The 25,601-nt window shown below is 62.4% G+C and carries 28 protein-coding genes; 15 read left to right on the forward strand and 13 right to left on the reverse strand.

Annotated features, from left to right (window positions below):
* Window positions 1–298 precede the first annotated feature (298 nt).
* Window positions 299–1,216, reverse strand: coding sequence for an NmrA/HSCARG family protein (locus tag C4N04_RS23970; RefSeq protein WP_106797185.1), 918 nt, complete (start codon window positions 1,214–1,216; stop codon window positions 299–301).
* A 144-nt stretch (window positions 1,217–1,360) separates the two neighbouring features.
* Between C4N04_RS23970 and C4N04_RS23975 the strand changes: the two genes are divergently transcribed.
* A complete protein-coding gene (locus C4N04_RS23975) occupies window positions 1,361–2,344 on the forward strand; it encodes a LysR family transcriptional regulator (protein WP_106797186.1) in 984 nt (327 codons plus the stop codon).
* An 82-nt stretch (window positions 2,345–2,426) separates the two neighbouring features.
* Here the strand turns inward: C4N04_RS23975 and ribB are convergent, their stop codons facing one another.
* Together ribB and aroC are read right to left on the reverse strand one after the other, a co-directional pair.
* A complete protein-coding gene (gene ribB / locus C4N04_RS23980; protein ID WP_106797187.1) occupies window positions 2,427–3,530 on the reverse strand; it encodes a 3,4-dihydroxy-2-butanone-4-phosphate synthase in 1,104 nt (367 codons plus the stop codon).
* An 8-nt stretch (window positions 3,531–3,538) separates the two neighbouring features.
* The gene (gene aroC / locus C4N04_RS23985) at window positions 3,539–4,636 is read right to left on the reverse strand and encodes a chorismate synthase (RefSeq protein ID WP_106797188.1); all 1,098 of its coding nucleotides are present in this window, start codon (window positions 4,634–4,636) and stop codon (window positions 3,539–3,541) included.
* A 320-nt stretch (window positions 4,637–4,956) separates the two neighbouring features.
* Between aroC and C4N04_RS23990 the strand changes: the two genes are divergently transcribed.
* On the forward strand, window positions 4,957–5,217 hold the full coding sequence (locus C4N04_RS23990) for a DUF1344 domain-containing protein (RefSeq protein WP_106797238.1): 261 nt from the start codon (window positions 4,957–4,959) through the stop codon (window positions 5,215–5,217).
* A 258-nt stretch (window positions 5,218–5,475) separates the two neighbouring features.
* On the opposite strand, the gene C4N04_RS24000 is transcribed toward C4N04_RS23990, so the two are convergent.
* The 4 genes from C4N04_RS24000 to C4N04_RS24015 all read right to left on the reverse strand — a co-directional run bounded on the left by C4N04_RS24000 (window position 5,476) and on the right by C4N04_RS24015 (window position 8,966).
* Entirely contained in the window at window positions 5,476–6,066 is a 591-nt protein-coding gene (locus tag C4N04_RS24000) for a histidine phosphatase family protein (protein WP_106797189.1), read from the reverse strand.
* Between the two features lie 20 nt (window positions 6,067–6,086).
* Window positions 6,087–6,905, reverse strand: coding sequence for an enoyl-ACP reductase FabI (gene fabI, locus C4N04_RS24005; protein WP_038687296.1), 819 nt, complete (start codon window positions 6,903–6,905; stop codon window positions 6,087–6,089).
* Window positions 6,906–7,026: 121 nt separating this feature from the next.
* The gene (locus C4N04_RS24010; RefSeq protein ID WP_106797239.1) at window positions 7,027–8,220 is read right to left on the reverse strand and encodes a DnaJ C-terminal domain-containing protein; all 1,194 of its coding nucleotides are present in this window, start codon (window positions 8,218–8,220) and stop codon (window positions 7,027–7,029) included.
* 287 nt (window positions 8,221–8,507) lie between these two features.
* Complete coding sequence (locus C4N04_RS24015; protein WP_106797190.1) at window positions 8,508–8,966, reverse strand: RT0821/Lpp0805 family surface protein; 459 nt, start codon at window positions 8,964–8,966, stop codon at window positions 8,508–8,510.
* A 65-nt stretch (window positions 8,967–9,031) separates the two neighbouring features.
* Between C4N04_RS24015 and pdxH the strand changes: the two genes are divergently transcribed.
* Entirely contained in the window at window positions 9,032–9,652 is a 621-nt protein-coding gene (pdxH, locus tag C4N04_RS24020) for a pyridoxamine 5'-phosphate oxidase (RefSeq protein ID WP_038687300.1), read from the forward strand.
* Between the two features lie 5 nt (window positions 9,653–9,657).
* Here the strand turns inward: pdxH and C4N04_RS24025 are convergent, their stop codons facing one another.
* Window positions 9,658–10,695 carry a polysaccharide deacetylase family protein gene (locus tag C4N04_RS24025; protein WP_106797191.1) on the reverse strand — a complete coding sequence of 346 codons (1,038 nt, stop codon included), beginning with the start codon at window positions 10,693–10,695 and terminating at the stop codon, window positions 9,658–9,660.
* Between the two features lie 215 nt (window positions 10,696–10,910).
* Here C4N04_RS24025 and C4N04_RS24030 point away from each other — a divergent pair, with 215 nt between their 5' ends.
* Both C4N04_RS24030 and C4N04_RS24035 read left to right on the forward strand, forming a co-directional pair.
* Window positions 10,911–12,194, forward strand: a complete 1,284-nt coding sequence (locus C4N04_RS24030) for a D-alanyl-D-alanine carboxypeptidase family protein (protein WP_106797192.1) — start codon at window positions 10,911–10,913, stop codon at window positions 12,192–12,194.
* 79 nt (window positions 12,195–12,273) lie between these two features.
* On the forward strand, window positions 12,274–12,591 hold the full coding sequence (locus C4N04_RS24035) for a MazG nucleotide pyrophosphohydrolase domain-containing protein (protein ID WP_009990581.1): 318 nt from the start codon (window positions 12,274–12,276) through the stop codon (window positions 12,589–12,591).
* Between the two features lie 19 nt (window positions 12,592–12,610).
* Here the strand turns inward: C4N04_RS24035 and C4N04_RS24040 are convergent, their stop codons facing one another.
* The 3 genes from C4N04_RS24040 to C4N04_RS24050 form a co-directional block, all read right to left on the reverse strand.
* Window positions 12,611–13,102 carry a GNAT family N-acetyltransferase gene (locus C4N04_RS24040; protein ID WP_106797193.1) on the reverse strand — a complete coding sequence of 164 codons (492 nt, stop codon included), beginning with the start codon at window positions 13,100–13,102 and terminating at the stop codon, window positions 12,611–12,613.
* A gap of 14 nt (window positions 13,103–13,116) precedes the next feature.
* Window positions 13,117–14,532 (reverse strand): metalloprotease TldD, encoded by a 1,416-nt coding sequence (gene tldD / locus C4N04_RS24045; protein WP_106797194.1) that lies wholly within the window; start codon window positions 14,530–14,532, stop codon window positions 13,117–13,119.
* Window positions 14,533–14,839: 307 nt separating this feature from the next.
* Complete coding sequence (locus C4N04_RS24050) at window positions 14,840–15,502, reverse strand: invasion associated locus B family protein (protein ID WP_077990964.1); 663 nt, start codon at window positions 15,500–15,502, stop codon at window positions 14,840–14,842.
* 315 nt (window positions 15,503–15,817) lie between these two features.
* Here C4N04_RS24050 and coxB point away from each other — a divergent pair, with 315 nt between their 5' ends.
* The 7 genes from coxB to C4N04_RS24080 all read left to right on the forward strand — a co-directional run bounded on the left by coxB (window position 15,818) and on the right by C4N04_RS24080 (window position 22,040).
* Entirely contained in the window at window positions 15,818–16,702 is an 885-nt protein-coding gene (coxB, locus tag C4N04_RS24055) for a cytochrome c oxidase subunit II (RefSeq protein ID WP_077990963.1), read from the forward strand.
* An 18-nt stretch (window positions 16,703–16,720) separates the two neighbouring features.
* Complete coding sequence (ctaD, locus tag C4N04_RS24060; protein WP_038687311.1) at window positions 16,721–18,421, forward strand: cytochrome c oxidase subunit I; 1,701 nt, start codon at window positions 16,721–16,723, stop codon at window positions 18,419–18,421.
* A gap of 68 nt (window positions 18,422–18,489) precedes the next feature.
* Window positions 18,490–19,440: a heme o synthase gene (locus C4N04_RS24065; protein WP_106797240.1), complete on the forward strand. Its 951-nt coding sequence runs from the start codon at window positions 18,490–18,492 to the stop codon at window positions 19,438–19,440.
* Window positions 19,440–19,580 (forward strand): hypothetical protein, encoded by a 141-nt coding sequence (locus tag C4N04_RS31925; RefSeq protein WP_038687313.1) that lies wholly within the window; start codon window positions 19,440–19,442, stop codon window positions 19,578–19,580. Before C4N04_RS24065 ends, C4N04_RS31925 begins: the two co-directional genes overlap by 1 nt.
* Window positions 19,577–20,185 carry a cytochrome c oxidase assembly protein gene (locus tag C4N04_RS24070; protein ID WP_077990962.1) on the forward strand — a complete coding sequence of 203 codons (609 nt, stop codon included), beginning with the start codon at window positions 19,577–19,579 and terminating at the stop codon, window positions 20,183–20,185. Before C4N04_RS31925 ends, C4N04_RS24070 begins: the two co-directional genes overlap by 4 nt.
* A 60-nt stretch (window positions 20,186–20,245) precedes the next feature.
* Window positions 20,246–21,124: a cytochrome c oxidase subunit 3 gene (locus tag C4N04_RS24075; protein WP_010055616.1), complete on the forward strand. Its 879-nt coding sequence runs from the start codon at window positions 20,246–20,248 to the stop codon at window positions 21,122–21,124.
* Between the two features lie 433 nt (window positions 21,125–21,557).
* Window positions 21,558–22,040 (forward strand): HIT family protein, encoded by a 483-nt coding sequence (locus C4N04_RS24080; RefSeq protein WP_009992277.1) that lies wholly within the window; start codon window positions 21,558–21,560, stop codon window positions 22,038–22,040.
* A gap of 11 nt (window positions 22,041–22,051) precedes the next feature.
* Here the strand turns inward: C4N04_RS24080 and C4N04_RS24085 are convergent, their stop codons facing one another.
* Both C4N04_RS24085 and C4N04_RS24090 read right to left on the reverse strand, forming a co-directional pair.
* Entirely contained in the window at window positions 22,052–22,528 is a 477-nt protein-coding gene (locus C4N04_RS24085) for a GNAT family N-acetyltransferase (protein ID WP_106797195.1), read from the reverse strand.
* A complete protein-coding gene (locus tag C4N04_RS24090) occupies window positions 22,528–23,169 on the reverse strand; it encodes a chloramphenicol phosphotransferase (RefSeq protein WP_096771219.1) in 642 nt (213 codons plus the stop codon). Before C4N04_RS24090 ends, C4N04_RS24085 begins: the two co-directional genes overlap by 1 nt.
* Window positions 23,170–23,313: 144 nt before the next feature.
* On the opposite strand from C4N04_RS24090, the gene C4N04_RS24095 reads away from it, so the two are divergent.
* The 3 genes from C4N04_RS24095 (at window position 23,314) to ispH (ending at window position 25,582) form a co-directional block, all read left to right on the forward strand.
* Window positions 23,314–23,694, forward strand: a complete 381-nt coding sequence (locus tag C4N04_RS24095) for a DUF983 domain-containing protein (protein WP_096762591.1) — start codon at window positions 23,314–23,316, stop codon at window positions 23,692–23,694.
* Window positions 23,687–24,442, forward strand: a complete 756-nt coding sequence (locus tag C4N04_RS24100; protein ID WP_039618271.1) for an SURF1 family protein — start codon at window positions 23,687–23,689, stop codon at window positions 24,440–24,442. Before C4N04_RS24095 ends, C4N04_RS24100 begins: the two co-directional genes overlap by 8 nt.
* A 138-nt stretch (window positions 24,443–24,580) precedes the next feature.
* Window positions 24,581–25,582: a 4-hydroxy-3-methylbut-2-enyl diphosphate reductase gene (ispH, locus tag C4N04_RS24105; RefSeq protein WP_039618273.1), complete on the forward strand. Its 1,002-nt coding sequence runs from the start codon at window positions 24,581–24,583 to the stop codon at window positions 25,580–25,582.
* The last annotated feature ends 19 nt before the right edge of the window (window positions 25,583–25,601 follow it).

Genomic DNA, 25,601 nt, shown 5'->3' on the forward strand with positions numbered 1-25,601 from the left:
TATCCGCTGCCCGTTACAGCGCCCTCGCAAGCGAAGCCGTAATAAGTGCCGGCCGAATGTAACGCCAGCAGCGGTGCGCCTCTGTACGCCGACGGCGAGTTTGGCAACAACGCCAACCACACTCTCCGTCATCCCAGGCCTTGAGCCTGGGATCCATGCCACGACTGCCGGTGGATGCGGCGTGGATGCTCGGCTCAAGGCCGAGCATGACCGAAGGTGGGTAGGCAGGAGAGACCATTCACGGCGCAGACGCGCGGTTCAGAAATGCTCTAGTGCCCGGTTTTAAGTGACGTGATGTTCAAGCCGGGGAGGCTGCGCCGAGCCGGAAATTGTCCCGAGCCCATGATGCAAATGTAGTCGGCGTCTTGCCTGCTACCCTGTTCGCGAGCGCGATCTGATCGTCGTGTGAGCCCGGTCCAAGATAGGTGTAGGTCTCGTAGTAGGCCAGCGTATCACCTAACGCGTCAGCCCCGGGGAAGAAGCCTGCGTATACCTCCCGAGGAACCTGTGTGAACGAGACCTTGTGGCCCAACTGATTCAACGTTTCTACGAGTTCATTGAAGCTCAGGAAGGCGCCGAACAGCGGCAGATACGCGCCGTTGCCGGTTTCTTCCGGATGTGCGAATGCACCAGCCACGATGTTGCCCAGTTCGTTGATGTCACCAGTGTGAAGGCAACGTACCGTCGGATCGATAGGCAGCGTCCAACCCAAGCTTCCATCCTGCTGCACTTGCGGACCGTATGGTCCCGCGAAGTTCTGATAGTAGGCGGGCGGTATGACAAAGGTATGCCGTGGAAATCCAGCATTCTTCACAAACGAGTCAACCTTAGCCTTCCCAGTGAACTGGGGAACGTTGAACTTGCCATCGCTGATCGACTCGACGTTTGGAAGGGTCGACCAGATGAGATGGTTGACGCCTGCAGCTTTCGCGGCCTGAATTGCCACTGTTGCCTGCTTGATCTCGTCGGTGCCGTCTTGCCAGAAGTTGGTGACGAGAAAGACGCCGTGCGCGCCTTCGAGGGCCGCAGCAAGCGTCTCCGGCCGGTCCAGATCTGCCGCGACGACTTCGTCTGCGACGCCCTTGTACTTTCCCGGGTCGCGCGAGAGCGCGCGCACATTGAACTGGCCGCTCGTCTTCAGGGCCCGCACAACGCCGCCGCCCTGGTTACCCGTAGCACCGAACACGGCGATCAGTTTCTTTCCGTTGGATACCATCTGTAGCTCTTTCACTTTCAGCTTGAGGCGCGCCGCGCTGATGCGGAACCGGCCTTCTCGATCATCTGCGGCACCATCTTGCGGCGGATCGAAATTCGTAACAATGCTTCAACAGTTGACATCATTTGCCAGGATTTGATCCATATGAGCGATCCCGTGGAAACCGCCGAACTCGTCGCCTTCACCAAGACGGTCGACGCCAAGTCCCTCTCTCGTGCCGCCGCCGAACTGCGCGTTCCCCGCGCGACCGTGAGCCGCCGTCTCGCTCGCCTCGAGGAGCGTCTGGGCGCGCGGCTGCTGCGCCGCACCACGCGCAGCCTTGTCCTCACGGATATCGGAGAGGTGTTCTATCGGCAGGCCTGCATCGCGCTTGAGGCCGTGCGGCACGCCGAACAGAGCGTGCGGATGACCGACGATGTCATTCGCGGCGATCTACGCGTCTCGGTGCCGCCGATGATGAGCGTGAGCTTCCATGCGATGCTCTGCGAATTCGCCAGCCGCTACCCCGAGCTGCGCGTCCATGTTCACATCTCGAACCAGCTCGTTGATATCCTCCACGGCGGCTACGACGTCGCGCTTCGTGCCAGCAGCCAGCTCCAGCCGGGCCTCATCGCGCGCACGCTTTTCCGCGACCCGATGATCGCTGTCGCGGCGCCCGCCTATCTGGCCGGTCGCGGAACGCCGCGTACGCAACGCGATCTGCGGACCCATCGCTGCCTTCTTGGCTTTGCGCGCGGCGAGCTGCCGGAGACCCACTGGCCACTGGCCTCTGGCGGTAAGCTCCACGTCGACGGCGCGTTCTTTTCGAACGACATCGCCCTGTTGTGCGACGCCGCCATAAGCGGACTTGGCATCGCGCTCCTCCCGCGTGGTCTCGTGTCGCCGCACCTCGAAAGCGGCGCGCTCGTGCAGGTGCTTGCCGGCGTCGTCGGCGCCGAAATGCAGATCGCGCTCGTCTACCCCGAGCGCGCGTTCCTGCCGCCTCAAGTGCGCGCTTTCATCGACGCGGTCGCGGGCTGGGTGCCGCGCGAGCTTGCAGCGAACCAACACAACTCACAGCGCGAGCCGCCGGTCGTCGTCACACGGGCTAAGGAGGCTGCACCTCGCTCGGGCAAAGAGAGTTTTTAGCTAATTGTCCTTCGCTGGCGACGATCGGTGGGTCAGTTTCCACCGATCTCAGCCGCTCGCGTTTATGGGGGCACGGCCTGGACTAGCAGATCTCCGTCTTGCTGATCTTGATCCCGAAACCTTCCAGGCCGACATAGTGGCGCTCGCGGCTGGTCAGCAGCTTGATCGAGCTGACGCCGAGGTCCTTGAGGATCTGGGCGCCGAGGCCGATTTCCAGCCATTCGCTTTCGCGGCTCTGCGCTTCGGCATGGGCTTCTCGGCCCTGGTTGCGGGCCTTGCGGCCATTGTCGTAGTGGCCGACGCCGACGGAGCCCTCGCGGAGATAAACGATGACGCCGCGCCCCTCCGCTGCGATCTTCTCCATGTAGAAATCGACCGGGCTCTTCCTGCCGAACAGGTCTTCCGCCACATTTTCCGGATGCAGGCGCACCGGGATATCGATGCCGTCGCGGATGTCGCCGAAGACGACGGCGAGATGCTGCATCGGATCCCAGGGCAGGGCATAGGTATGGGCCCTGGCCCTGCCGAAGGCCGTGTCGATGTCGAAGCTCGCGCCATGCTCGACCAGCGTTTCCTTGCGCTGGCGATAGGCGATGAGGTCGGCGACGGAGACGAGCTTCAGGCCGTGCTTTTCGGCGAAATCGACCACCTGCGGCCCGCGCGTGACGGTGCCGTCATCGTTGACGAGTTCGGAGATGACGCCGATCGGCGGCAGGCCGGCGAGCCGGCAGAGGTCGACGGCGGCTTCCGTATGGCCGGAGCGCATCAGCACCCCACCTTCGCGCGAAACCAGCGGGAAGATGTGGCCGGGACGGACGAAATCGGCGGCCCCGACATTCGGGTTGGCGAGGTTGCGCACCGTCAGCGTCCGGTCGTCGGCGGAAATGCCGGTCGTCGTACCGTGCTTGAAATCGACCGAGACGGTGAAGGCGGTCGTGTGGGCCGAATCGTTTTCCGCCACCATGGCGTTGAGGTTGAGGCGTTTGGCCTCTTCCTTCGGCATCGGCGCGCAGACGATGCCGGAGGTGTGGCGGACGATGAAGGCCATCTTTTCCGGCGTGGTGTGCACGGCGGCGACGATCAGATCGCCCTCGTTCTCGCGGTCATCGTCGTCCATGACGACGACGATTTCGCCGGCCTCGAAGGCCCTGATGGCGTCGACGACGCGTTTCTGATCGTAAGACATGGACGCTCCTATTTCAGACGGCCGGTCTGGCCGCGGTCGCGAAGATAATGATCGGCGATGGCGCAGGCGACCATCGCCTCGCCGATCGGCACGGCGCGAATGCCGACGCAGGGGTCGTGCCGGCCCTTGGTGCGGACATCGACATTCTTGCCGTCGGCGTCGATCGACTGGCGTTCGGTCAGGATCGAGGAAGTCGGCTTGACGGCGAACCGCGCCACGACAGGCTGCCCGGTCGATATCCCGCCAAGAATACCGCCGGCATTGTTGGAAAGGAAGATCGGCGTACCGTCATTGCCCATGCGCATCTCGTCGGCATTATCTTCGCCCGAGGTCTCGGCAGCGGCAAAACCATTGCCGATCTCCACGCCCTTGACGGCATTGATCGACATCAGCAGCGAGGCGATGTCCTGGTCGAGCTTGGCATAGATCGGCGCGCCGAGGCCGGCCGGCACGCCCTCGGCGATCACTTCGATGACCGCGCCGATCGACGAGCCGGCCTTTCGGATGCCGTCGAGATATTCCTCCCAGACCGGCACGATCGCCGCATCGGGGGAAAAGAACGGGTTCTGCCCGACCTGGTCCCAATCCCAGTTGCGCCGGTCGATCTTGTGCTTGCCGATCTGCACCAAGGCGCCGCGCACCGTCACACCCGGCACGACGAGGCGGGCGATGCCGCCGGCGGCTACGCGTGCGGCGGTCTCGCGCGCCGAGGAGCGGCCGCCGCCGCGATAATCGCGGATGCCGTATTTCAGATCATAGGTAAAATCGGCGTGGCCGGGGCGGTATTGTCGGGCGATCTCGCCGTAATCCTTGGAGCGCTGGTCGGTGTTTTCGATCAGCATCGAGATCGGCGTGCCTGTTGTCGTCATCGTCTCGCCGTCGGCATCGAGCATGACGCCTGAGAGCACCTTCACCAGATCGTCCTCGCGGCGCTGCGTGACGAAGCGGGATTGGCCGGGCTTGCGCTTGTCGAGCCAGACCTGGAGATCTTCAAGCTTGAAGCGCAGCCCCGGAGGGCAGCCGTCGACGACGCAGCCGAGCGCCGGACCATGACTTTCACCCCAGGTGGTTACGCGGAAAAGGTGACCGAATGTATTGTGCGACATGTGTTCCCACGGCGGCGCCAGGGCCGGTCGCCGCCGGCCGCGCCATTGCTTGAAAAGGCGCGACACTCATAGGCCAAAAAGCTGCTGAGGCAAAAGCCTTTCTTTGCGTCAATCCGGCCGCTGCCGAAATCCTGTTCCGTGCTGCAACAGGGATGGCCGCCACGACGCCGGCCGCCATGATAAACGCGGCGTCTTGATTATATTTAAAATCCTATTCATCAATGAGGCGGGAAAAGCCATTCTTACGGGCAATTTTCGCCATATTCAGGAGCTTATCTGTGGCCAGTCTTCTCGTGCAGCGTTTCAAAAGGATTGTTGCCATGCGTTTCGTCGTCGCCACGCTTTTGGCCACAGCAAGTTTCCTGTCGCCGATGAGCGGCTTTGCCGAGAGCGCCGACGTCGAGGCGACGATCAAGAAGGTCGACACGGCCAATCTCGTGCTGATGCTCGACGACGGCAAGACCTATCAGGCGCCTGAGGAATTCAACTTCGACGGCCTCGAAGCCGGCGTCAAAGTGATCGTCTTCTACACCGAAGTCGACGGCAAGCGCGTCATCAACGATCTCGACATCGTCAAGTAAGAGGTTTCTGGCGAATGATCCGGCGAGGTTCGCGCCGATCGCGGCCCCTCACCCTAACCCTCTTCCCGTAAACGGGGCGAGGGGACGTGCCCTGCGAGAGGTCGAGGGGAGCGAGAGAGTGCGGCATGTCCCTTCGCCCCGCGCGCGGGGAGAAGGTGGCGGCAGCCGGATGAGGGGCACATATCGGCGATCTCTTGGGCCTAACAACTTGCTCGTAACGCAAGCCGACCTACTGAGCGAAAGCTGGCTGGTGACGGCCTACAGCCAGACGATCGTCCGGTCATTGGTGTCGATCCTGACGATCTGGTCCTGCGGAATGCCGCCTTCGGCCGCGCTGCTCTTCGGCAGGTCGGCGATCATCTGGAAAAGCGTGCGGATGACGCCGCCATGGGTGACGCAGACGGTTGGGCGATCGACGGAGCGCAGCCATGCGCCGGTGCGCCAGGAGAGAATCTCATAGCTTTCCGCATCGTCGCCGGGCGGGATGAAATCCCATTTCGAGGCATTGCGTTCGGCCACCCGCTCGGCCTGCGTCGCCTTCAGCTCCTTGAGCGTCGAACCCTCCCAATCGCCGAAGGAAATCTCCACCAGCCGCGGATCGGTGCGATAGGCAAGCGGCGGCAGGCCCATGGCGGTGCGCATGATCTCCATGGTCGCGCGCGTGCGCCCAAGCGGGCTGGCGACGAAATCGAACGAGCCGACCGTATCGCCGAGAATCTCCGCCAGAGCAATGCCGTTCCGCCGGGCCTGTTCCAGGCCGATGGCGTTCATCGGAATGTCCTTCTGGCCCTGCAGGCGGCGCTCGGCATTCCAGTCCGTCTGACCGTGTCTGATCACATAGATAAGCACGGTCAAGACTCCGGCGGCATTTAGTCCTTGACGACCGAAATGTCCGGCGCGTCGACCGCCTTCATGCCGATGACATGATAGCCGCTGTCGGCGTGGTGCACTTCACCGGTGACCGAGCGCGACAGGTCGGACAGCAGATAGAGGCCGACATCGCCGACTTCTTCGATGGTGACGGTGCGCCGCAGCGGGGCGTTATATTCGTTCCACTTCAGAATGTAGCGGAAATCGCCGATGCCGGAGGCGGCAAGTGTCTTGATCGGTCCGGCCGAAACGGCGTTGACGCGGATGTTTTGCGGCCCGAGGTCGACGGCGAGATATTTGACGCTGGCTTCGAGCGCGGCCTTGGCGACACCCATGACGTTATAGTTCGGCATCACCTTCTCGGCGCCGTAATAGGTCAGCGTCAGCATCGAGCCGCCTTCCGTCATCAGCTTCTCGGCGCGGCGTGCGACCGAGGTGAAGGAATAGACGGAGATCTGCATCGTCTTGTTGAAATTGTCGGGCGATGTGTCGATGTAGCGGCCGGTCAGCTCGTCCTTGTCGGAAAAGCCGATCGCATGCACGAGGAAATCGATCTTGCCCCAGAGCTTTTCGACATTCTCGAAGACCGCGTCGATGGTGGCTTCATCGGCGACGTCGCAGTGGCCGACGAGCGTCGCTTCGATTTCGGCGGCGAGCGGCTCGACACGCTTCTTCAGCGCATCGCCCTGATAGGTGAGCGCAACTTCTCCGCCCTGCGCATGAATGGCCTTGGCAATACCCCACGCAATCGAACGATTGTTGGCGACACCCATGATGACGCCGCGTTTGCCTGCCATGAGGCCGGATGCTTGAGCCATATTTCGCTCCCTAGGATTCTGATCGATCCTGCCTATGGCATAGGCCGTTAATCGGTTCAAGCTTGGCCTGGATCATCAACTGTTAGGGATCGTAACAAAGGGTGCGAAAGTCATAAAAATTTCATAGAAACAGACCTTCGCGCATGCTGCGCATGAGATCGGTGACTTTGTCGTCTGGTTTTTCCCACAGGATAATGCGCAATTCGACGACGAGATCGCCTCTGCTGCCGTCTTCCCGCGGCAATCCCTGAGCAGGAATCCGGATCGTCTTGTCCGAGCCCGACCAGGCTGGAACGGTGATATCAAGCGGCCCAGCCGGTCCGTCGATGCGCGCTTCGGTGCCGAGCACGGCATTTTCGATGCTGAGCGGCAGCACGGCGTGCAGGTCGAAACCGTCGACGGTGAAGCGCGGGTCGGGGGCGATGCGGATATTGACGACGGCGTCGCCGCGCTGCATGCCCGGCAGCTTGAAGCCCTGTCCCTTGAGCCGGATCTCGTGACCATCCGTCGTGCCCGCCGGCAATGCAAAGCCGATTTCGCGACCCTCCGGCAGCGATGCGGTGATCCAGCCGCTCTTCAGCACATCGTCGATCGTCACCGTCGCCGTCGTCACCTCGTCGGGCGCTTTTTCGAGGCCGGTATCCTTGGCGCCGGTGAAACGGCGCACCAGCGATGTCAGTATGCTGAGCGGCAGCGGCAGGTTGGCGCCGGCATTGTTGGCCGCCTCGCCGGCTTCCTCCTCGGCTTCGGCGGCGTCGCCCTCGGCGCGCTTGCCCGCTTCGGCCTGTGTCTGGCCCTGCGTCTGCTGATTGTAAGTCTGCTGATGCTGGGTTTGCTGATTCTGGGCATGCTGGGCGCGACCCTGCGCCTGGCCGCCCGCCGCAGCGCGGGCCTGCGCGCCGAAAATGCGTTCCACCATCTCTTCGGCGCCTTCGCCGGCGGCCGCCTGCTGCCTGGAGCCTTCGGCCGCGGTCTTCTGGGCAGCCCGGGCAAGCTCTTCCATCACCCGCTCGGCATTGGCCTGCGCCGCCCTGGCGCGGGCCGCGGCCTCACGTGCGGCCTGGCGCTGCTGCATGATCGTCTGTTCTTGCTTCTTGGCTTCCGCCATGCGCACGGCATTGTCGAACAGGCTGCGTTTGCGCGGATCCCTCAGCGTTTCATAGGCGCGGCCGATCTCGGCGAACCGGGCCGTCGCCGTCGGATCATCCTGGTTGTGGTCGGGATGGGCAGCCTTGGCCATGTTGCGCCAGGCCGCCTTGATCTCGTCCGCCGCCGCGTCGCGCTTGACGCCCAGAATTTTGTAAGGATCGCGCATGTCAAAACCGCCGGTGTTGCGATGCGGGCGCCTGTCCTTGCCCGGCATCCCCGCCCAATATCAAAGTCCAATATCAACGCCGTGAGGCGCCACCGGCCGCAAAGGCAGGGGAGCCACTCTCAACGCCGATCGTGCGGCCGAGTTGCTAATCACTTCTTATTTCTGTGGAGGGATTGGGAGTGTTTTGCCGGAAATGGTTAGCTCTTTGCTAAGCATTCGGCGGAAAGCCGGCAGGCGTTAACCTGTCGGCGCGCCGGATTAGTGTCAGCTTTCCCGCCGGATTAGCGTCAGCTTTCCGGCTGGAAGCTCAGGAGTTGCCAATTGCCGCCGCCGACGAGGCAGGTCTTGCCGTAGAATTTGGCAATGCCGACATAAGAATGCCGGGTGGTGCGGAACTGCCGGCAGACCTGGCCGGATTCGTTATTCTCGACGATCGTATCGATGACGCCGGCGCTGCCGGTCGATGCATTCGCCCAGGGAAGCGGCTGGCCTTCGAGCCTGTTCACATCTGCCGAAGTTACGGCGTTGCGCACCGTCATCTCGTCCGAGAGCGTGTCGGTGCTCGGCGGCGTCTGCGGCACCGTGCCTGTTGCCACCGACCGATCGACCTTGGCTTCGCTCAAGAAATCCATGCCGCCGCCAACGCAACCGGAAAGCGACAGCATTGCGACGCCGAGGATCAGGAAGGCGCTGCTGCGTTGCCGCAGACCCTTTGTATGGCGATATGACTTTGCTATGACTTCCACCCTGCATCCTGTCCAGTTATGAAAAGCTGGGCGAGTTTTGAACAATCCGGGGCATTTGAACCAATATGTCGGCAAACGAGTTAACAAGCGGTGACTTTACCGAAAGTGGCGAGCCCTTCAAGCTCTTTGCCGAATGGCTGAAGGAGGCGGAGGCCTCGGAGCCGAACGATCCGAATGCCGTGGCGCTGGCGACGGTCGACGAGGATGGTCTTCCCAATGTCCGCATGGTTCTCCTGAAGGGATTCGATGACGACGGTTTCGTCTTCTACACCAATTTCGAGAGCCGGAAAGGTCACGAAATCTTGGGTCAGAAGAAAGCCGCCATGTGTTTCCACTGGAAAAGCCTGCGCCGGCAGGTCAGGCTGCGCGGCCCGGTCGAGATCGTCAGCGACGCCGAGGCCGACGCCTATTTCCAAACACGGGCGCGCGGTAGCCGCATCGGCGCCTGGGCTTCCAAACAATCCCGCCCGCTCGAAAGCCGATTCGCGCTCGAGAAGGCGGTGGCCGAATATACCGCCAGATATGCCATCGGCGATATTCCGCGGCCCTCCCACTGGTCGGGCTTCCGCATTCGGCCGACCTCGATCGAATTCTGGAAGGATCAGGCATTCCGCCTGCACGACCGCATCGAATTCCGCCGACCCACGCCGGTCGGGGCGTGGGAAAAGGTGCGGATGTATCCTTGAGAACCCTACCTGCCCATGAGCTTCAGCGGTATGCCGGAGGCAAGCGCCGAGACGTAGCGTCGCTTCTGGTAGAAGCCGTTCAGCGACATGCGCGGCAGATAGGCGGTGCTGGCGGCTGCCGGCAGGCCGGGCTGCGTGGTGACGGCGACCGAAAAGCCGAGATCGCCGGCAATCCGCGCCTCGCGAACGGTGGCAGCCTGCGGCGTGCCGTAGGGATAAGCGATCGTATCGGGGCGGATGCCGGTCAGCCCCTCGACATAATCGGCCGAAACCTGCATCTCTATCCGCGCTTCGGCTGCCGGCAGCCGGGCAAGGGCGCGGTGGCTGATCGTGTGCGCCCCAAGTGCGGCGAGCGGACGTCTGGCAAGCCATTGCAGCTCACCGGGTCCCATGACCAGCTCACGCACGATTGCCGTCGGCTCGATGCCGTTTTCCCGCGCCAGGCTGTCGATGACGGCGACGGCGCGTGCCTCGTCCGTACGGTGGATGTAAGCGGCAAAGCGGTCGAAGGCGTTCCACTGCTGCTGCGGACGGTCGAGCGCCAGGCGCTCCCGGCCGCCGCCGAAGTCGAAACGGATCTCGTTTCGGCTGCGCAGCAGCACGGCGAGCGTCTCCCACCAGATGCTGTGGGAGCCTTCGGCAAAACCCTGGCTGACGAAAACCGTGAACGGCGCCTGGTGCCGTTCGAATACCGGCAGCGCATGCTCCAGATTGTTGCGGTAACCGTCGTCGAGCGTGAAGGCCGCAAATGGCCTGCCGCCCTCCGGCTCCGCCAAAAAAGCCGGCACCCGATCGAGCGACACGAAACGATAGCCCTCCCGCGTCAGCCGGCGCAGCGCCGCATCGAGAAAGGCAGGGGTGATTTCCAGATGCGCGTTCGGCTCAAAGGCCTGGCTCACATGCGGGCGGACATGATGCAGCGTGAAGACGACGCCGCGCCCGCGCGCCTGTGGCATCAGCCCGGCAGAGGCGATCAGCCATGACGCCTCGAGCCCGGCGCCGATCGCCACGCGTTTTGCCAGCCGCTTCAATTGTCCCGTCATGCCCCCGCCCATCGCCTTTTACGGCAAACTAGCAAGAGCGGCTTAAGCCTTGCTGAATCCCGTTTGCGCACAGCTTCTTTCGTTTTTTGTTAACCAAGACGATGAAAAGACTAGAAAAATGTTAGGCGTTGCCGCAAAGTCGCGACAAACTTGCGGCTTCTGTCACATTACGACACAGGGCCGGCCATCGAGAGCCAGCGCATCAGGGGGATTCCATGAGAAAGCTATTGGCGGCTGTTTTGACCGTGACGCTGGCCGTTTCGGCGCCGCTTGCGGCTCTTGCCGGCAGCGCCTCGCTGATCCTCGATGCCCGCACCGGCAAGGTTCTTGCCTCCGAAAACGCCGATACGCTGAACCATCCGGCCTCGCTGACGAAGATGATGACGCTCTATCTCACCTTCGAGGCGCTGAAGCGCGGCAAGATCACCTGGGATACGCCGATCAGAATGTCGAAATACGCGGCCGCGCGGCCGCCGACCAAGCTCGGTGTCAAAGCGGGCGGCACCATCACGGTGCGCGAGGCGGTCTATGGCATGATCGTCAAATCCGCCAATGACGCCGCCGCCGCCATGGCCGAGACGCTCGGCGGCTCGGAGAGCGATTTTGCCCGGATGATGACGGCAAAAGCCCGCCAGCTCGGCATGAGCCGCACCGTCTTCCTCAACGCATCCGGCCTGCCGAACAGCAGCCAGGTGACGACGGCGCGCGACATGTCGACGCTCGGCGTGGCGCTGATGAAGAATTATCCGAATGAATACCGCCTGTTTTCGATGGCGAGCTTCAATTTTCGCGGCAAGACCGTGCGCGGCCACAACAATCTCATGTATCGCTACCAGGGCATGGACGGCATCAAGACCGGTTATACCAACGCCTCGGGCTTCAACCTCGTCAGCGCCGTCAGGGACGGTAACCGCCGCGTCGTCGGCGTCGTGCTCGGCGGCCGCACCGCCCGCAGCCGCGACGCCAAGATGGCGGCGCTGCTCGACCGCTATCTCGGCCGCGCCTCGTCTTCCGGCGGCGCCAGGCTGGTGGCGAGCGTCGGCGCCAAGGAGGCCGTCGAAGTCGCTTCCGCCGCCGATGCTTCCGATGTCCCGGTACCGCTCAACGCGCCGCGCCCTGCCGACGACCTCGCGTCGAAGAGCCTGGCCTATGCCGATGACGCCGTCGTGCCCTTGGACCGTCCGGTCGCGATGGACGAGATCCTGAATGCCGGCAAGACATCGAAGACCTCGGCGAAAAAGGCTGATGGCGACTGGCAGATCCAGATCTCGGCCGCCCCGAGCGCCGATGCGGCGCGCGCCCTTCTCGCCCAGGCGCAGTCGGAAGGCGGCGCGCCGCTCGTTTCCGCCTCGCCCTATACCGAGGCGGTCGGGGAGGGCGCCAACAGGATTTATCGCGCCCGCTTCGTCGGTTTTGCCAGCAGGGACGCCGCCGTCTCGGCCTGCAATGCGCTGAAGCAGCGCTCCTATGACTGCATGCTGCTGCCGGACCACGGCTGATCGCCGCCCGGCACTCAAGTTCCACTCTGGACAAGCATCGGGAATCAGCGTCTCCTCCATAAACAAAAGGAGAACGCTGATGTTGCGTCGTCTTGCCGACCAGTTCGAAATCTCATCCGCCGCCCATGTCGCCGCAAACGGTATCGAACGCGATGCCGATTGGTTTCTCTTGAAGCTGCAGGAAGAAATGGGCGAGTTGACACAGGCCTGGAACCGGCTGACCGGCCGGGGTCGTGCCAAGGGCCGTTCGCCCGAGGAGATGCGGCGCGATCTGGCCGACGAGACTGCCGACCTTCTCGGCCACCTGCTGCTGTTTGCCCGCAGCAACGATATCGATCTTGCCGCGGCGATCGAACGCAAGTGGCTGTTTCAGCCGGCGGAGCTGCCGAAGAGCTAAGGCATGCCGGCTGCGTGAATCAGCCGAGCTTGTAGCGATAGAACTTGTTGTCCACCGCCATCAGCGGGAAGGCACGGGGCAGGGCGCTCTTGGCAATCTCGGTAAAGCCGTTCTTCTCGTAGAAGCGATGGGCGGCGACGAACTTGTCCGTGGTGCCGAGGAAGATATCGGTGAGGCCGGCATCCCTCGCATGGGCGAACATGCGCTCGAGCAGCAACGCCGCCACGCCGTGTTCGCGGCCGCGAACTTCGGAGGCGACGAACATCTTGCGCAGCGCCGCCTGATTGTGGCCGATATCCTTCAAGCCGAGCGTGCCGACGATCGCGCCGTCCTTGACGGCGACCCAGAACTGGCCTTTGCCGGACTGGTAGAAATCCGGGATGACCCTCAGATCCGGCTGCGCATCGGCGGTGATATCGATGCCGAACTCCTCGCGCTGGATCGGCAGGATCACCGACAGCACGTCGTCGGCGTCGCCTTCGGCAAAGGGTCTGATTTCGATCTCCGCCATCAACACCTCCCGCCTCAGGTCTGCGTGCCGCCGACGGTGACCTGATCCATGCGCAGATGCGGCTGGCCGACGCCGACCGGAACCCATTGGCCGGCCTTGCCGCAATTGCCGATGCCGGTGTCGAGTTTCATGTCGTTACCGATCATCGATACCCGCTTCATCGCATCCGGGCCGTTGCCGATCAGCATGGCGCCCTTGATCGGCGCGCCGACCTTGCCGTTCTCGATCAGATAGGCCTCGGTGCAGCCGAAGACGAACTTGCCGGAGGTGATGTCGACCTGGCCGCCGCCGAAGGAGACTGCATAAATGCCCTTCTTCACCGAGGCGATGATTTCATCAGGTGTCTTGTCGCCGCCGAGCATATAGGTGTTGGTCATGCGCGGCATCGGCACATGCGCATAACCCTGGCGGCGGCCGTTGCCGGTGGCCGCCATGCCCATCAGCCGGGCATTCTGCCGGTCCTGCATATAGCCGACGAGCTTGCCGTTCTCGATCAGCACATTGTAGCCTGACGGCGTGCCCTCATCGTCGACGGTGATCGAGCCGCGGCGGTTGTCGATCGTGCCGTCGTCGACGACAGTAACGCCGGGAGCGGCGACAATCTGGCCGAGAAGGCCTGAAAAGGCCGACGTCTTCTTGCGGTTGAAATCGCCTTCCAGCCCGTGACCGACCGCCTCGTGCAGCATCACGCCCGGCCAGCCGGAGCCGAGAACGACGTCCATCGTGCCCGCCGGCGCATCGATCGCTTCGAGATTGACGAGCGCCTGGCGCAGCGCCTCGTCGGCGCCGAACTTCCAGCTTCCCGTCGCGATGAAATCGCCGAAGCCGATGCGGCCGCCCTGGCCATAGGAGCCGCTTTCCTGCCGGTCGCCATCGCCGACCACGACCGAGATGTTGATGCGCGTCATCGGACGGATGTCCTGGACGCGATGACCGTCGGCGCGCAGGATGTCGACCATCTGCCAGCTTGCCGCCACCGAAGCCGTTACCTGTCTCACCTTGTCGTTCTTGTTCCTGAGATAGGCGTCGATCTCGGTCAGCACCTTCACCTTTTCCTCGAAGCTCGGTGAGCCGATCGGATTTTCGTCGGTATAGAGTTTGCGGTTCGTGCGCTGGGGTGCCGCTGCATAGCTGCCGGCATAACCGCGCGTGACCGCACTGACGGCATCGGCCGCCCGTTTCAGCGCCGTGACGGAAAGATCGCCCGCATGCGCATAACCCACCGCTTCGCCGGCAACGGCACGAAGGCCGAAACCCTGCTCGGTATTGAAGCTGCCGCCCTTCAGCCGGCCATTGTCGAAGGTCAGCGCTTCGGCCTGCGCATGCTCGATGAAGAGCTCGCCGTCATCGGCGCCGGCGAGCGCCTCGGCGACAAGGCCCCGCATCGTGGCTTCGTCGGCATCGAAAAGCGTCAGGAGATCGGTGGTCATGGTCTGGCTCCAATGGGCATGCGGGAATGCGCTTACTCACCTAGATAGGGCTCTACCTGATAAAGAGTGAAGCCCTGCGGCGGAATTATTCTTTGTTGGGAGAAGGTACTCGGTCTTGTGCGACACTGGCCCGTTCAGCGGATGCTGCCCCTCACCCTAACCCTCTCCCCGTGAACGGGGAGAGGGGACGTGCCCTGCGAAACGTGGGCGGGGAACCGAGAGGTTGCGGCGATGCCCCTTCGCCCCGCGAGCGGGGAGAAGGTGCCGGCAGGCGGATGAGGGGCGGACCAGGAGACGGAAATTGCCCTTACGGCAGCGCGTCAAAACCCTCGGCAAAACCCTTGAGGTCGACGGGGATGCCGATGCCTTCTTCGGGGGTCTGGAAGACGATGAAGGTTGCCTGGGCGCCGCTGCGGAAGGTCTTCAGCAACTCGTCCTCGAGCACGACTTCGGCATAACAGCCATCGGCGAAGCAGCGCACGAAATAGGCGCGGCCGATATCCTTGCCGTCGACATTGAGGCCGAGGCCGTTCGGCAGCAGCACCCCGAGCGGTGCAAGCACGCGCAGGATCTTCGACTTGCGGTCGGCCGTCTTCAGGACGACGACGGAAAGCCCGACTTCCGGCCTGTCTTCGGCGATGACGTTCTGCATCAGCGCGCATTGTTCGGCCGAAGCGCCGGCCGGCTTGTCGCAGACAACGGACCAGGCGCCATGATTGGATTTCACCGTGCCCGGCGCCTGCGGCTGCGTCTGGCCGGGCGTCACCGGTTCGACTTTCGGGCTGGCGGCGTTCGGCTGCTGCGGGGCAGGCGCCGGGGCGGCCGGTGCTGGTGCGGTGGGCGGGGCTGGGGAGGGAGCGGGTTGCTGTGCGAAAACGGGCGTCGCCGCGGCAGCCGCGATGCTGACAGTCACGACGAGCGACTGCGCGAGGGAACGGAAACCCATGAAAACCTCTGGATATCGAATCATTGCGGCTATTGTTGAAGCTGCCCACCGGAAATGAAAAGCCCCACCCCGTGAAAACCGGGGGACTGCGGCAGAAATTGGACCTTTCGGCAAGAATGTGCGGCGGCCGGATTGGCCGGAAAGGTGTTTTTTCATATGCTGATGAAAAACTTGTGATGTTTTGCCGTTCGGGCCTGCCTATGCTTTAAGCAAAAATGCCGCATAGACAATTGCTCTGGCCTGTTGCGGCAAATGCCAAACTGTGGTTTGAAGCGCTGAAGATGGCAAGGATTCTGCATTGGTTTTGCAGGTCAAGCGCTCGAGGGAGATAATAAGGTGATGAAGAAGGCTTATGCAGCTCTGACCGCGCTGGTCTGTCTGCTTTTTGCTTCCGGCACATATGCCGACCAGCCGACGCCGTGGCAGGCGACGCTGCAGCCGGCTGCGACGCCGATCATGCGGGAAATCCAGTGGTTCGAACAATATACCCTGTGGTTTATCGTTCCGATCACGCTCTTCGTTCTGATCCTGCTCATTCTCGTCTGCGTCAAGTTCCGCGCCAGCGCCAATCCGGTGCCCTCGAGAACGAGCCACAACACGCTCATCGAGGTCATCTGGACCGTGGGGCCGGTCCTGGTGCTGCTGCTTCTTGCCATTCCCTCCTTCAACCTGCTGACGGCGCAGCTGACGCTGCCGGAAAATCCCGACGTCACGGTCAAGGCGACCGCCACCCAGTGGCAGTGGAATTATGAATATGAGGGCTCAGGCGAAACGCCGCTCGCCTTCGATTCCTATCTCCTGAAGGATCAGGACCGCGCCGCCGCCGGCAAGGAAGACAAGTCGGTCTATCCCCGGCTTCTCGCCGTCGACAACGAGCTTGTCCTGCCGGTCAACAAGACCGTGCGCGTTCTCGTCACTGCCGCGCCGACCGACGTCATCCACGCCTTCGCGATGCCCTCCTTCGGCGTGAAGATCGACGCGGTTCCCGGCCGCCTGAACGAAACCTGGTTCAAGGCCGAGCGCGAAGGCCTGTTCTACGGCCAGTGTTCCGAGCTCTGCGGCAAGGACCATGCGTTCATGCCGATCGCCATCCGCGTCGTCTCCGAGGACAAGTACAAGCAGTGGCTGACCACGGCCGCCAGCGACCTGCCCGGCGCCTATAAGACACTCATGGCCGCAACCGATGGTCCCGCAAAGACCGTCGACGTCGCCGAAGCACAGTAATTAAAGGGGATCGGGACAATGGCTGGACCTTCCGCTCACGACGATCATTCTCACGGTCATGCCCATGATGACCACGCCCATGATCATGACCACGATCACGGGCACACGCCGAGCTTTGTCAATCGCTGGCTGTTTTCGACCAACCACAAGGACATCGGCACGCTCTACCTGATCTTCGCGATCATTGCCGGCATCATCGGCGGCGCTCTGTCGGTGGCCATGCGCATGGAGCTGCAGGAGCCGGGCATCCAGATCTTCCACGGCCTGGCCTCGATGGTCTACGGCTATGAGGGCGACGCCGCAATCGACGGCGCCAAGCAGATGTTCAACATGTTCACGACCGCGCACGCGCTGATCATGATCTTCTTCATGGTCATGCCGGCGATGATCGGCGGTTTCGCCAACTGGATGGTGCCGATCATGATCGGCGCCCCCGACATGGCCTTCCCGCGCCTCAACAACATCTCCTTCTGGCTGATCGTACCGGCCTTTATCCTGCTGCTGCTTTCGATGTTCGTTGAAGGTCCCGCAGGCGCTTATGGCGCCGGCGGCGGTTGGACGATGTATCCGCCGCTGTCGACCAGCGGCATGCCGGGGCCGGCAGTCGACCTTGCGATCTTCGCGCTCCATATTGCCGGCGCCTCGTCGATCCTCGGTGCGATCAACTTCATCACCACCATCCTCAACATGCGCGCGCCCGGCATGACCCTGCACAAGATGCCGCTCTTTGCCTGGTCCGTGCTGATCACTGCCTTCCTGCTCCTCTTGTCGCTGCCGGTTCTGGCGGGTGGCATCACCATGATGCTCACCGACCGCAATTTCGGCACGGCCTTCTTTTCTCCGGAAGGCGGCGGCGATCCGATCCTCTACCAGCACCTGTTCTGGTTCTTCGGTCACCCCGAGGTCTACATCCTCATCCTGCCGGGCTTCGGCATGGTCAGCCACATCATCTCGACCTTCTCGAAGAAGCCGATCTTCGGTTACCTCGGCATGGCCTACGCCATGGTCGCGATCGGCGCCGTCGGCTTCGTCGTCTGGGCCCACCACATGTACACGGTCGGCCTGTCGCTCGACGCGCAGCGCTACTTCGTCTTCGCCACGATGGTCATCGCCGTTCCGACGGGCGTGAAGATCTTCTCCTGGATCGCGACGATGTGGGGCGGCTCGATCTCGTTCCGCACGCCGATGCTCTGGGCGATCGGCTTCATCTTCCTGTTCACGGTCGGCGGCGTCACCGGTGTCCAGCTCGCCAATGCCGGTCTCGACCGGTCGCTGCATGACACCTATTACGTCGTGGCGCACTTCCACTACGTTCTGTCGCTCGGCGCCGTCTTCGCGATCTTCGCCGGCTGGTATTACTGGTTCCCGAAGATGACCGGCTACCTCTACAGCGAATTCCTGGGCAAGCTGCACTTCTGGATCATGTTCATCGGCGTCAACCTGGTGTTCTTCCCGCAGCACTTCCTCGGCCTCGCCGGCATGCCGCGCCGCTACATCGACTATCCCGATGCCTATGCCGGCTGGAACTACGTCTCCTCCGTCGGCTCCTACATCTCGGCCTTCGGCGTGGTGGTCTTCCTCTTCTGCGTCTTCGAGGCCCTCGCCAAGAAGCGCGTGGCGGGCGACAATCCGTGGGGCGAGGGCGCGACGACGCTCGAATGGCAGCTGCCTTCGCCGCCGCCCTACCACCAGTGGGAACAGCTGCCGCGCATCAAGTAAACTGTGCGGATAACAGGACGCCGCATCTCGATACGGCGTCCTGACATTGAGACATTCAGGACGGAATGATGACGGTCATCGACAATCACGAGGCGCTTGCAGAGGACGGCGAATTGTCGGAAGCCAGCGCACGCGATTACTTCGAACTCTTGAAGCCACGGGTGATGTCGCTCGTGGTCTTCACTGCTTTTGCCGGCCTGGTGCTGGCGCCGGGCCATATCAATCCGGTCCTCGGCCTGATCGCCATCCTCTGCATCGCCGTCGGCGCCGGCGCCTCCGGTGCGCTCAACATGTGGTACGACGCCGATATCGACGCCGTCATGAGCCGCACCGCCAAGCGTCCTATCCCGGCCGGCCGCATCGCGCCCTCCGAGGCGCTGGCCTTCGGCCTGGTGCTGTCGGGCTTTTCGGTCGTCATTCTCGGCCTTGCCGTCAACTGGCTGTCGGCCGGCATCCTCGCCTTCACCATCTTCTTCTACGCCGTCATCTACACCATGTGGCTGAAGCGCTCGACGCCGCAGAACATCGTCATCGGCGGTGCCGCCGGCGCCTTTCCGCCGATGATCGGCTGGGCCTGCGTGACGAACACGGTGACGATCGAGAGCACGGTGCTCTTCCTGATCATCTTCCTATGGACGCCGGCGCATTTCTGGGCGCTCGCGCTCTTCAAGATGCGCGACTACGAGGCCGTCGGCGTGCCGATGCTGCCGAATGTTTCCGGCGAGCGGGTGACCAAACATCAGATCGTCGCCTATGCGGTGCTGACCGCGATCTGCGCGGTCCTGCCGTCTTTCCTGGGTTTTGCCAGCTACGGCTACGGCCTCGTCGCCGCCGCCCTCGGGGCGATCTTCGTCTACTGTTCCATCGCCGTCTGGCGCATGCCGGACGGCGATCTGAAGATGATCCCGGCAAAGAAGCTCTTCGCCTTCTCGATCTTCTATCTGTTCGCCGTCTTCTCCGCCCTGATGATCGACCGGCTGGCCGCCATGCTGGTTTCGCAAGCGGGAGGCTTGTTCTGATGGATCTCGTCAAGCTCACCGAAAAGCAGATGAAGTCGCGCCGCAACCGCAACATCGCCCTCGGGCTGGTGCTCGCCGGTCTCGTCGTTCTCTTCTACGTGATGGCGATCGTGAAGATGGGTGGGGGAGCAGCCGGATGAGCGACAAGGCCGCCGCACCGAGGAAGCAGGGGCGCAACAACGGCGCCGTCGTCATGATGTGCCTGAGCTTCGTCTTCGGCATGGGGGCGATGAGCTATGCCGCCGTGCCGCTCTACCGTCTCTTCTGCCAGGTGACGGGCTATAACGGCACGACCCAGCGCGTCGAGCAGATGTCGAGCGTCGTCCTCGACCGCAAGATGCGGGTGACCTTCGACGCCAATGTTGCGCCGGGCCTGCAATGGAATTTCAAGCCGGTCGAGCGCGAGGTCAATCCGAAGATCGGCGAAACCATCCAGGTCAATTTCGTCGCCGAGAATCGCTCGAACGAGATCCAGCGCGGCCAGGCGGTGTTCAACGTCACGCCGGGCGAAGCGGGCGCCTATTTCAACAAGGTGCAATGTTTCTGCTTTACCGACACGGACCTGAAGCCGGGCGAGAAGCTGGAAATGCCGGTCGTGTTCTACATCGACCCTGATATCGTCAAGGCGGTGGAATCGAAGGATATCCACACGGTGACGTTGTCATATACGTTCTATCCGAAAGAGGGTCCGAAGCCTGTCGCTTCGAATGAGGGTGGAGCGGTGAAGATAGAAAAGAAACTTTGATCAAGGCTCGTTTCCGGCTATGCCGGGAGCGAAGTGAGGAAGACATCCGGGGATAGCTACATGGCCGATGCGCACCAAAAGAATCACGACTACCACATCATCGATCCGAGCCCGTGGCCGATTCTCGCCTCGTTCGGCGCCTTCATCATGGCGATCGGCGGCGTCTGCTACATGCGCTACCTGAACGGCGGCTCGTTCAAGGTTGCCGGCGCCGAGCTCGCCAATCCCTGGCTCTTCTATATCGGCCTCGTGCTGGTTCTCTACGTCATGTACGGCTGGTGGGCCGATACGGTGAAGGAAGCCCATGAGGGCGCCCATACCCGCGTCGTCTCGCTGCACCTGCGCTACGGCATGATCATGTTCATCGCTTCCGAAGTGATGTTCTTCGTCGCCTGGTTCTGGGCCTATTTCGACGCCAGCCTCTATCCGAACGAGGCAATCCAGGCCTCGCGGCTCGCCTATACCGGCGGCGTCTGGCCGCCGAAGGGCATCGAGGTCCTCGATCCCTGGCACCTGCCGATCTACAACACCGTCATCCTGCTGCTGTCCGGCACGACGGTCACCTGGGCGCACCATGCGCTGCTGCACAATGACCGCAAGGGCCTGATCCAGGGCCTGACGCTGACCGTGCTGCTCGGCATATTCTTCTCCACCGTCCAGGCCTATGAATATGCTCATGCGCCTTTCGCCTTCAAGAATTCGATCTACGGCGCGACCTTCTTCATGGCGACCGGTTTCCACGGTTTCCACGTCCTCGTCGGCACCATTTTCCTGCTGGTCTGCCTGCTGCGCGCGCTGCGCGGCGACTTCACCCCGAAACAGCATTTCGGCTTCGAGGCGGCCGCCTGGTACTGGCACTTCGTCGACGTCGTCTGGCTGTTCCTGTTCTTCTGCATCTACGTCTGGGGCGGCTGGGGCGCACCCGTCGCAGCCGGTTGATCGGGAAGATATTGAAACGAAAGGCGGGCCTGGTGCCCGCCTTTTTTGTATGGTTCGCTCCATCCTCCGTCATTGCGCGGCTGCCCGGTTCGGAACAATGGCTGCCCCTCACCCTAACCCTCTCCCCGTAAACGGGGCGAGGGGACGTGCCCTGCGAGAGGTTAGTGGGGAACGGAGAGGTCGCGGCTATCCTCCTTCGCCCCGTTTACGGGGAGAAGGTGCCGGCAGGCGGATGAGGGGGCCGTCCCCGCGATCTCCTGGGACAAGACGGAGCGCGTGCATGGATGCCGAGCATGACGAACAGTGAGGCGTACGATTGGCAGGAGGCGGACACTCATCCATTCTTTGTCATCGATAGAGCATTGGCATGATCCGGGAGAGGTCTTGAGTGCTCCATCTGCAAAATTCCTGAATTCATAGAGGAGTAGGCAATTTGCAGATCCCCGATCGTTTTCATGTTGTCGAGACGGATGGATGGCTGGTGAACCACCGGGTGAATTCCGCTCTTCCCGGTTATCTCATGATCAGTTCCAAGCTGGACACCAACGATCTTTCCGATCTGTCCGAAGCCGCATTAACGGAGCTTGGTCCATTGCTGGCGAAAGCTCAGGACGTACTGAAGCGGAAACTGGGAGCGCAACGCATTTATATCGGCCGGTTTGGACACTCTCCCGGCTATCCCATCCATTTTCATGTGATCCCGATCTATGCTTGGGTGGAGGAACTGTTCTGGAAAGACAGCCGCTATCGCGTGCTTCAGAATTTTGCGGACGGGCCGGGAGAAACCCCGACAGACGGCGCTGAGCTGACGCTGTTTGTCTGGCGCGAGTTTTGCGAGCGCGCGCTGCCGCCCCAGGTTGAAGGCCGATCCGTCACGCAGACCATTGAATTGCTGCGGGAAGCAATGCGAGCTTGATCGCCAAACGCCTACCGGCGCGGGAACGACGGATCGTCGCCGGATCCGCTGCCATGACGGGATGACTGAATGTCCTTCGCCATGAGCGGACTGCTTTTGCCGGCATCGACCATGACCCAGCCAAGCTTTTCGTAGAAAGGCACAGCATCCGGCGCCGCATGGACCTCCAGGCGGCAGAGGCCATGCCATGCCGACAGCCTCTCGACTTCGGACATCAAAATCCGCCCGAGCCCCTGACTCTGATATTCCGGCATGATGGCGACAAGTCGCACGACACCGGACTGGCCGTTCGACAGGTCAAGGCGAACTGTGCCGAGTGCTATGCCATCCTTCCTCAGTAGAAGGGGTATATGGCTCGCGTCATGCTCATCCGGATGTTTGTCGTCGTAACCATCGAGGCCACGCAGTTCGAACAAGACGTGCCGCCGAATGGCATGATAGGCCAGCCAATCCTCGGCCTCTTTCACGGGCAGAAGTTCTACAGCCATCAGCGCCCGCCAGCGATTCTCTCGAAGGCTGAAGGTTCGGGGATGCCGAGATCGAGCCGGTGGCGGATCGCCTCGGCGCATTCCAGAGCGGTCAGCACCGACGTATCGACCTCGATGTCGTAAATGCCGGGCCGGTGCACTTCGTCCTGCCATCGCTGCACCGGTTCGGGGATCGGCACGTCGTCAGTGGCGCGCAGATACAGTGTCTCGCGGCCCCCCTCTGCAACCTCCCGCCGCTGCATGATTGTCTCGATCGGACAGCGCACGCCGACGAACAGCACGGAAAATCCTTCAAGGCGCCGGGCGCAATCGCCGAGAATGCCGAGCGGCTGTGAGTAGCTGTCGTGATGGCCGAGATCGGCGACGACGTTGAGGCCGAGCCCGGCATGGATGGCGATCGATTCATAGAGGGCGGCATAGAGGAATGGTATCAGCTCTTCCAACTCCGGCCGCTCGCCGCCGGGTCTGAGGCCGATGCCGGGCAAATAGCGCCGTGGCGTCATGGCATTGTAGCTGTCGACGCCGAGGTTGATCCACGGTCCCTCGAATTCCTCCTGGATTGCCCGGGCGATGCTGGATTTGCCGCTCCGCGGGGCACCGTTCAGGATGATGATCTGCCCGGCATGGCTGTCATGGGTCATCGTTCTTCTTCTTCTTCTGTTTGGCGCGAATCGGTGAGGCGAAACCGCGCAGGCCTTTCCATTCGGGATGCGAATACATTATGGGAGAGTTAAGGCAGCATTGAACAAGCCGCGACCGCGAAGGCAACTGCGGGAAGGAATGGCATGAACGAGGACAGCGCTCATTTTCCCCCCGTCGATCCTGTTAAAACAGGTATCAAGGGCTGCTGCCCGCGCTGCGGTCAAGGCCAGCTGTTCGATGGCCTGCTCGGGGTAAAGCCGCATTGCGCCTGCTGCGGCCTCGATTATTCCTTCGCCGATTCCGGCGACGGTCCTGCTGTCTTCGTCATCCTGATCGTCGGCTTTGTCATCATCGGCATGGTGCTCTGGCTGCAGGTGAATTACGGCCCACCGATCTGGGTGCATATCCTGCTGTTCGGGCCGCTGACGATCATCCTGTCGCTGCTGACGCTGCGCTGGTTCAAGGGCATCCTGATCGCCATGCAATACCGCCACAATGCCCGCGAGGGACGCCTGAGTGACTGATATGGACCGCGCCGCCCCGCGCCGCCGGCTGCCTGTGATAACAGGCGTGCTGGTGCTGATTGCGCTCGCCATCCTGATCTCGCTCGGCACCTGGCAGGTGGAGCGTCTCCACTGGAAAGAGGGCCTGCTCGCCGATATCGCCGCGCGCCAGGCTGCCGCGCCCGTGCCGCTCGCCGATATCGAGGCAATCGCGGCATCCGGCGGCGACATCGAATACCGCAAGGTCACCGCTACCGGCCGCTATATCAACAACAAGGAGCGGCATTTCTTCGCCACCTGGCGCGGCCAGACCGGCTTTTACGTCTACACCCCGCTCGAGCTTGCCGACGGCCGGGTCCTCTTCGTCAATCGCGGCTTCGTTCCCTATGAGAACAAGGAACCGGAAATGCGCATGCAGGGCCAGTTGACGGATCAGCAGACCGTCACCGGCCTGGCGCGGGCAAAACTTCCCGGCAAGCCCTCCTCGCTGGTGCCGGACAATGACGTCGCCAAGAACATCTTCTACTGGAAGGACCTCGACGTCATGGCCGACAGCGTCGGGCTGGAGAAGGGGCGTGTCATCCCCTTTTTCGTCGATGCCGATTCAGCGCCCAATCCGGCCGGCCTGCCGATCGGCGGCGTCACCCAGGTCGATCTGCCGAACGACCATCTGCAATATGCCTTCACCTGGTATGGCCTGGCCGCCGTGCTCGTCGTCGTGGTGGCGATCTCCTGGTTCCGCAAGCCGGGCAACAAACCCTCGCAATAGTATCGCTTCAATTCTCGACTATATTGGGCTAGACGTCGATTACGACCTCGCGGGACGTCGCTGTTGAAGCTGGACCTGGCCACGTTCTCCCTCATTCCTGTGACAGGTACAGGAATATGAATTCTTGACGGAAAAGACATGAATATTGCGGCGAAACCTCCCTTGACGATCAGGCTCTGCGGGCCGCGCGGCTTCTGCGCCGGCGTCGACCGCGCCATCCAGATCGTCGTGCTGGCGCTGAAATCCTATGGCGCTCCGGTCTATGTGCGCCACGAGATCGTCCACAATCGTTATGTCGTCGAGGGGCTGGAGGCCAAGGGCGCCGTCTTCGTCGAGGAACTGGACGAGATCCCGGCCGAGCATCGCGCCCAGCCGGTGGTCTTCTCCGCCCATGGCGTGCCGAAATCCGTGCCGGAGGATGCGGTTAGCCGAAACCTCTTCTATCTCGACGCCACCTGTCCGCTGGTTTCCAAGGTCCACAAGCAGGCGATGCGCCACAACCGCCTCGGCCGCCATGTCGTCCTGATCGGCCATGCCGGTCATCCTGAGGTGATCGGCACGATGGGACAGCTGCCGGAGGGCTCTGTCTCGCTGATCGAGACGATCGAGGATGCCGACGCCTACGCGCCCGCCGACCCGGACAATCTCGGCTATGTCACCCAGACGACGCTGTCGGTCGACGATACGGCCGGCGTCATCGCCCGCCTGCAGGAGCGTTTTCCCAAGCTCACAGCGCCGGCGGCCGATTCGATCTGTTATGCGACGACCAATCGCCAGGAAGTGGTGAAGCAGGCGGCCCCCGGCTGCGATCTCTTCATCATCGTCGGCGCGCCGAATTCCTCCAATTCCAAGCGTTTGGTCGAAGTGGCGCTGAGGGCAGGGGCGAAGAAATCGATCCTGGTGCAACGCGCCGCCGAACTCGACTGGGACGAGATCGGTGCGATCTCGACGCTCGGCCTTTCCGCCGGCGCTTCCGCGCCCGAGGTCATCGTCAACGAGATCATCGAGGCGTTCCGCGCCCGCTTCGACGCCCGTGTCGAACTGGCCGAAACGGTGCAGGAAACCGAGAATTTCCTGGTCAATCGCGAGCTGCGCAGCATCGAGCTGACGGCGGCCGACATGGCCTTCGTCAACGGCTAGGCCGAACCGCGGTCCGGCC

Source organism: Rhizobium sp. H4, from assembly GCF_003013335.1.
GTDB classification, from domain to species: domain Bacteria; phylum Pseudomonadota; class Alphaproteobacteria; order Rhizobiales; family Rhizobiaceae; genus Rhizobium; species Rhizobium sophoriradicis.

Bases quoted from the DNA above. Each gene is read 5' to 3' on its own strand.
- C4N04_RS24050 (WP_077990964.1), bottom strand. From the start codon at position 15,502: ATGATTCGATATCCAGAGGTTTTCATGGGTTTCCGTTCCCTCGCGCAG.
- C4N04_RS24030 (WP_106797192.1), top strand. From the start codon at position 10,911: ATGAGAAAGCTATTGGCGGCTGTTTTGACCGTGACGCTGGCCGTTTCG.
- C4N04_RS24010 (WP_106797239.1), bottom strand. From the start codon at position 8,220: ATGCGCGATCCTTACAAAATTCTGGGCGTCAAGCGCGACGCGGCGGCG.
- pdxH (WP_038687300.1), top strand. From the start codon at position 9,032: ATGTCGGCAAACGAGTTAACAAGCGGTGACTTTACCGAAAGTGGCGAG.
- aroC (WP_106797188.1), bottom strand. From the start codon at position 4,636: ATGTCGCACAATACATTCGGTCACCTTTTCCGCGTAACCACCTGGGGT.
- C4N04_RS24090 (WP_096771219.1), bottom strand. From the start codon at position 23,169: ATGACCCATGACAGCCATGCCGGGCAGATCATCATCCTGAACGGTGCC.
- C4N04_RS24035 (WP_009990581.1), top strand. From the start codon at position 12,274: ATGTTGCGTCGTCTTGCCGACCAGTTCGAAATCTCATCCGCCGCCCAT.
- C4N04_RS24040 (WP_106797193.1), bottom strand. From the start codon at position 13,102: ATGGCGGAGATCGAAATCAGACCCTTTGCCGAAGGCGACGCCGACGAC.
- ispH (WP_039618273.1), top strand. From the start codon at position 24,581: ATGAATATTGCGGCGAAACCTCCCTTGACGATCAGGCTCTGCGGGCCG.
- C4N04_RS24075 (WP_010055616.1), top strand. From the start codon at position 20,246: ATGGCCGATGCGCACCAAAAGAATCACGACTACCACATCATCGATCCG.
- C4N04_RS24070 (WP_077990962.1), top strand. From the start codon at position 19,577: ATGAGCGACAAGGCCGCCGCACCGAGGAAGCAGGGGCGCAACAACGGC.
- ctaD (WP_038687311.1), top strand. From the start codon at position 16,721: ATGGCTGGACCTTCCGCTCACGACGATCATTCTCACGGTCATGCCCAT.
- C4N04_RS24085 (WP_106797195.1), bottom strand. From the start codon at position 22,528: ATGGCTGTAGAACTTCTGCCCGTGAAAGAGGCCGAGGATTGGCTGGCC.
- coxB (WP_077990963.1), top strand. From the start codon at position 15,818: ATGAAGAAGGCTTATGCAGCTCTGACCGCGCTGGTCTGTCTGCTTTTT.
- C4N04_RS24065 (WP_106797240.1), top strand. From the start codon at position 18,490: ATGACGGTCATCGACAATCACGAGGCGCTTGCAGAGGACGGCGAATTG.
- ribB (WP_106797187.1), bottom strand. From the start codon at position 3,530: ATGTCTTACGATCAGAAACGCGTCGTCGACGCCATCAGGGCCTTCGAG.
- C4N04_RS24025 (WP_106797191.1), bottom strand. From the start codon at position 10,695: ATGACGGGACAATTGAAGCGGCTGGCAAAACGCGTGGCGATCGGCGCC.
- tldD (WP_106797194.1), bottom strand. From the start codon at position 14,532: ATGACCACCGATCTCCTGACGCTTTTCGATGCCGACGAAGCCACGATG.
- C4N04_RS23970 (WP_106797185.1), bottom strand. From the start codon at position 1,216: ATGGTATCCAACGGAAAGAAACTGATCGCCGTGTTCGGTGCTACGGGT.
- C4N04_RS31925 (WP_038687313.1), top strand. From the start codon at position 19,440: ATGGATCTCGTCAAGCTCACCGAAAAGCAGATGAAGTCGCGCCGCAAC.
- C4N04_RS23975 (WP_106797186.1), top strand. From the start codon at position 1,361: ATGAGCGATCCCGTGGAAACCGCCGAACTCGTCGCCTTCACCAAGACG.
- C4N04_RS24095 (WP_096762591.1), top strand. From the start codon at position 23,314: ATGAACGAGGACAGCGCTCATTTTCCCCCCGTCGATCCTGTTAAAACA.
- C4N04_RS23990 (WP_106797238.1), top strand. From the start codon at position 4,957: ATGCGTTTCGTCGTCGCCACGCTTTTGGCCACAGCAAGTTTCCTGTCG.
- fabI (WP_038687296.1), bottom strand. From the start codon at position 6,905: ATGGCTCAAGCATCCGGCCTCATGGCAGGCAAACGCGGCGTCATCATG.